This is a genomic window from Dietzia cercidiphylli (genome assembly GCF_014145145.1).
GTDB classification, from domain to species: Bacteria; Actinomycetota; Actinomycetes; order Mycobacteriales; family Mycobacteriaceae; genus Dietzia; species Dietzia natronolimnaea.
Map to the genome: position 1 here is coordinate 1 of NZ_JAALEA010000401.1, position 5,496 is coordinate 5,496.

Genomic DNA, 5,496 nt, shown 5'->3' on the forward strand with positions numbered 1-5,496 from the left:
GCCACCTCGCAGGCCCGCGTCCCCGCCACCGAGGACTCGGGGCGGTTCACCGAGGCGCCGGCACCGGTGGGCTCGGACGCCCCGGGGTACACGGCCCCGGTCGTGGGGGCGCGGGAGCGCGGGTACCTCGCGGCGCTCGAGGCCCAGGACATCGAGACCGCGGAACTGTCCGACTCGCTCGTGGCCGCCGGCAACACGATCTGTCGGATCCGGACCACCGGCGGGGCCGCGGGGGAGACCACCACGATCGCCGACGCCGTGGCCGGGCAGATCTCGGTGGGCGGGTACTCGGACCGCGAGGTCGACGAGATCTCCCGGATCGTCGTGGACTCCGCGGCCGGGCAGCTCTGCCCGTGACACCGCTCGACCCCTGACACCGCTCTGCCCGTGACGCCGGTTTACCCCTGACGCCGGTTCACCCCTGACAGAGCCCGACCCCAGACGCGCGTGCGCCCCGGGCGCCGCCCGCGCCGCCCGGGGCGGTGCGTCGTGACACGTGCCACGACCGCCGGCGGAACCCGGCGGCCCCGTGGCGCGTTGGACCTGTCGTCGGCCGCCCGCGGACTCGTGTCGGGCGCCCGGGAAGGAGTTCGTATCGTGGCTCGTGGATCGCGTCGTGGAGGTGGCCGCCGTCTCGGGTGCTCGCTCGGAGCGCTCGTCATGGTGGTCCTGCTGGTGCTGGGGATCGGCTGGTGGATCGGTGACCGGGGGCTGCCGACGGGTCCGGACGGCCCGCTGCCCGGCCCGGCGGAGCCGGAGCTGACCCAGCCCGCGGACTGCCCCGACGTGCAGATGATCGCCGTGCCGGGGACCTGGGAGAGCAGCCCCACCGACGACCCCTACGCGCCGTCGTTCCTGCCCAACGCGCTGCTCAAGACCATCACGGACCCGCTGGGGGAGCAGTACCCCACCGAGCGCCTGGAGGTCTTCACGGTCCCGTACGTGGCGCAGTTCCGGAACCCGCAGCGCCCCGACGAGATCACCTACGACCAGAGCCGGGCCGAGGGCACGGATCGCGCGCGCGCCGAGCTGGTCGCGGTGCACGATCGCTGCCCGTACACCTCCTACATCCTGCTCGGCTTCTCCCAGGGGGCGGTGATCGCCGGCGATCTCACCAGCGAGATCGGCACCGGCAACGGGCCGGTCCCGGCGGAGCTCGTCCGGGGTTCGGTCCTCATCGCCGACGGTCGGCGCCTGCCCGGTGAGGGCCAGTCCCCGGGGCTGTCGCCGGGGACCGGTCAGGGGATGGAGATCTCGCTCCAGCCGGTGACGGGCTTCACGCAGCTCATCGCGGGTGCCACCATGACCGGCCCGCGGCCCGGCGGCTTCGGGGCGCTCGACGACCGGACCGCCCAGATCTGTGACTCCCGGGACCTCATCTGCAACGCCCCGCTCAACGTGGTGGACGGGGCGGCCCGGTTCCAGGAGTTCGTCGCCAACAACGCCATCCACGCCATGTACGCGACCAACCCGGACGTCGTCATGGGGACCACGGTTCCGGAGTGGACCATCGGACACGTGCGGGAACTCGTCGACGCGGCACCGGAGATCGCCCACGACTGACCGCCCGACCGAGTACCGTGCATGGGCGCGACACGCCTGGCCGGGTCGGGGATTCGGAGTTCGGATGTGCGCCGGGGCACGCTGTAAGATCGACCAAGCTTGTCGCCCGGTATGTCCGAGGTCGGCGACGTCGACCATCCAGTCATCGGTTCGGAACGGAGCAACGTGGAGTTCGAGCAGTACCACGACGCCAGCGGGGCGATCGTCATCCCTGATCGCACCACCCTGGTCGACTTCGTCGAATCCAACGTCTCCGCAGCACGCCGGGACCCCGCGGCGGACGGGCTGATCTACCGCTACATCGACTACTCCTCCTCGCGGCAGGGTGAGGTCGCCGAACTGTCGTGGTCCAACTTCGGTGACCGGCTCTACGCCATCGCCGCACGGCTGCAGCAGGTGGCGCAGCGGGGAGACCGCGTGGCCATCCTGGCGCCCCAGGGACTCGACTACATCGTCTCGTTCTTCGCCGCCATCCACGCCGGCCTCACCGCCGTCCCGTTGTTCGATCCGGACGAACCCGGCCATCACGACCGACTCCACGCGGTCCTCGGGGACTGCACGCCGTCCGTCATCCTCACCTCCACCGAGTCGGCGGCGGGGGTCCGCACGCTCTTCCGCGACCTGCCCGCCCGGGAGCGGCCCCGCACGGTCGCCGTCGACGCGATCCCCGCCGAGCTGGGCTCGGGCTGGACCCGGCCCGATCTGGGTGCGGACGACATCGCCTACCTGCAGTACACCTCCGGGTCGACCCGCGTCCCCGCCGGCGTGGAGATCACGCACCGCAACGTCGTCACCAACGTCATGCAGCTCTTCGACGGGCTGGGCCTGACCCGCGCCTCCCGCGGCGTGACCTGGCTGCCGCTGTTCCACGACATGGGTCTGCTCACCGTGATCCTGCCGGCGATGGGCGGCGCCACGATAACCGTCATGAGCCCCCGGGCCTTCGTGCAGCGTCCCGGGCGGTGGGTCACCCAGCTCGGGGCGATGTCCGACGGCGACGGGGTCTTCGCCGCCGCCCCCAACTTCGCGTTCGAACACGCGGCCCGTCGTGGCCTGCCCCGGGAGGGCGAGTCGCTCGACCTCTCCGGGGTCACCAGCATCATCAACGGGTCCGAGCCGGTCACCCCCGCCTCGATGCGCGCGTTCAACGAGGCGTTCGCCCCGTACGGGTTGGCGCCGACCGCCATCAAGCCCTCCTACGGCATGGCCGAGGCGACGCTCTTCGTCTCCTCGCCCCGCAAGGACGACGAGGCGATCGTCATCCACGTGGACCGGGAGGACCTCAACAAGGGCGTCATGACCGTCCTGGACCCCGACGCGGTGGAGGGCAACGAGGACGCCATCCCGCAGGTGGCGTGCGGGTACGTGGCCCCCAGCCAGTGGGCGGTGATCGTCGAGCCGGGTGTCGACGGGTCGACGGGCGAGCACGACGGCACCGGCCGGGAACTGCCCGAGGGCCGGGTCGGGGAGATCTGGCTCTACGGCACCAACGTCGGGCGGGCCTACTGGGGTCGGCCGGAGGAGTCCGAGGCCACGTTCGGCAACAGGCTCACGGAGCGGCTCCCGGAGCACTCGAGGACGGTGCGCGAGTTCGGCACCGTCCCCTCCGGCGCACGGTGGCTCCGCACGGGTGACTACGGCGCCTACGTGGACGGCCAGCTGTACATCACCGGTCGGGTCAAGGACCTCGTGATCGTCGCCGGACGCAATCACTACCCGCAGGATCTCGAGAACACCGCGCAGGACGCCTCCGCCTCGCTGCGCCCGGGCTTCGTCGCCGCGTTCTCCGTGCCGGCCAACCAGCTCCCGATCGACGCCCGTAACGGCGCCGTGATCCCCTCCGATGACTCCTCGGAGACCCTCGTGGTGGTGGGCGAGCGCGCCCCCGGTGCGGGGAAGGCGGATCCGGGACCCATCGCGGACGCGGTCCGCTCGGCGATCTCGGCGAGGCACGGGGTCACCGCGCAGGACGTGATCCTGGTCCCCGCCGGGTCCATCCCCCGAACCTCCAGCGGCAAGATCGCCCGCCGCGCCTGCAAGACCGCCTACGTCGACGGGACCCTGCGGGGAGGCCACCAGCAGACGGCCTTCCCCGACGAGCCGGCGGAGTAGTTTCCGGGCCGCTTCACGGCACCACCGGTGCGCGGCGGCGACGGGCGAGCACACCGGACGAGACCCGATGGAAAGGCGATCCCCACGATGGCACAGAGCGAGATGACGGTAGTAGAGCTCCGCGACTGGTTGCGGGGCTGGGTCTCCCGGGCCACCGGGCTCGACGTCGCCAAGGTGACCGACGACCGCTCCCTTGAGGAGTTCGGGCTGTCCTCCCGGGACGCGGTGACCCTCTCGGCGGATCTCGAGGACCTGCTCGGCCGTCCCCTGGACGCGACGGTGGCCTACCAGCACCCCACCATCGCCTCTCTCGCCGAGTACGTGGTCAACGGACCGGCCGAGATCGACGAGCCCGGAGACCTCCACACCTTCCGCCACCGTGGGGCGGGGATGGAGTTCGACGTCGCCGTGATCGGCTTCGCCACCCGTTTCCCGGGCGGCGCGGACTCGCCCGAGGCCACCTGGGAACTGCTGTCCGAGGGCCGGGACGCCACCAGCCCGCGTCCGGCGACCCGCTGGTCCGAGTGGGCGGGTGACTCCTACGTCCAGCAGGTCCTGGCCGAGGCCCCGGACCGGGGCGGGTGGCTCGACGACTCCGAGGTGCGGGACTTCGACGCCGAGTTCTTCGGCATGAGTCCCCGCGAGGCGGAGATGGTGGACCCGCAGCAGCGGCTCGCACTCGAGCTCACCTGGGAGGCCCTCGAGCACGCGCACCTGCCCGCGAGTGACCTCAAGGGCCACGAGGTGGGCGTGTTCATCGGTTCGTCGTCCAGCGACTACCAGGTGTTCCTCACCTCCGACTCCGCCGCCGCCTCCCCGTACGCGGTCACGGGCGCCTCCAACTCGATCATCTCCAACCGGGTGTCGTACACGTTCGACTTCCGTGGCCCCTCGATGACCCTGGACACGGCGTGTTCGACCTCCCTGGTCGCGATCCACGAGGCCGTCAACTCGCTGCGTCTGCACGAGTCCGACCTGGCCGTGGCCGGTGGCGTCAACATGATGCTGGCGCCCGCCGCCACCATGGGCTTCGCCAAGACCGGGGCCGCGCTCAGCCCCGACGGGCGCATCAAGGCCTTCTCCTCCGACGCCAACGGCATCTGCCGGGCGGAGGGCGGGGGACTGTTCATCCTGAAGCGCCTGTCCGAGGCCGAACGGGACGGGGACGTGGTCCTCGCCGTCATCAAGGGGTCCGCCGTCAACTCCGACGGACGTTCCAACGGGATGACCGCCCCCAACCCGGACGCCCAGGTGGCGGTGCTGCGCCAGGCGTACGCCGATGCGGGTGTGGACCCGAGGGACGTCGACTACATCGAGGCCCACGGCACGGGCACGATCCTCGGTGACCCCATCGAGGCCACCGCGATCGGACAGGTGCTCGGCCGCGGCCGCGACGCCGATCGACCCACCCTGCTGGGCTCGGCCAAGACCAACTTCGGGCACATGGAGTCGGCGGCCGGTGCCGCGGGCCTGGCCAAGATCATCCTGGGGATGGGGCACGACTCGCTCCCGCCCACCCTCAACTTCGCCGGCCCCAACCCGTACATCGACTTCGACGCCGCGCGGCTGAGCGTCGTCACGGAGAACCGGCCGTGGCCGCGCTACAGCGGCCGGGCGCTGGCCGGTGTCTCCGGATTCGGCTTCGGCGGGACCAACGCCCACGTCGTGGTGGCCGAGTACCAGCCCGCCCCGGTCCGGGCCGCTCAGCAGACCGATCCGCAGACGGTCGACTCGCAGACGGTCGACTCGCAGGCGACCGGCGCCGAGGACACCGTCGCGCGGACGGCCGACGCGGGGGACACCGCCGCAACGGAGGCCGCC

General features: G+C 71.8%; 4 protein-coding genes. All 4 read left to right on the forward strand.

The features are described from left to right. On the forward strand, positions 1–357 hold a 357-nt coding region (locus G6028_RS13905), incomplete at its 5' end, for a DUF732 domain-containing protein (RefSeq protein WP_182659221.1). A gap of 240 nt (positions 358–597) precedes the next feature. After that, positions 598–1,563, forward strand: a complete 966-nt coding sequence (locus G6028_RS13910) for a cutinase family protein (protein ID WP_182659222.1) — start codon at positions 598–600, stop codon at positions 1,561–1,563. A 111-nt stretch (positions 1,564–1,674) separates the two neighbouring features. Then, a complete protein-coding gene (gene fadD32 / locus G6028_RS13915) occupies positions 1,675–3,675 on the forward strand; it encodes a long-chain-fatty-acid--AMP ligase FadD32 (protein WP_182659223.1) in 2,001 nt (666 codons plus the stop codon). A gap of 87 nt (positions 3,676–3,762) precedes the next feature. Beyond that, positions 3,763–5,496: type I polyketide synthase (locus G6028_RS13920; protein ID WP_241730774.1), on the forward strand; the 1,734-nt coding region annotated here is incomplete at its 3' end.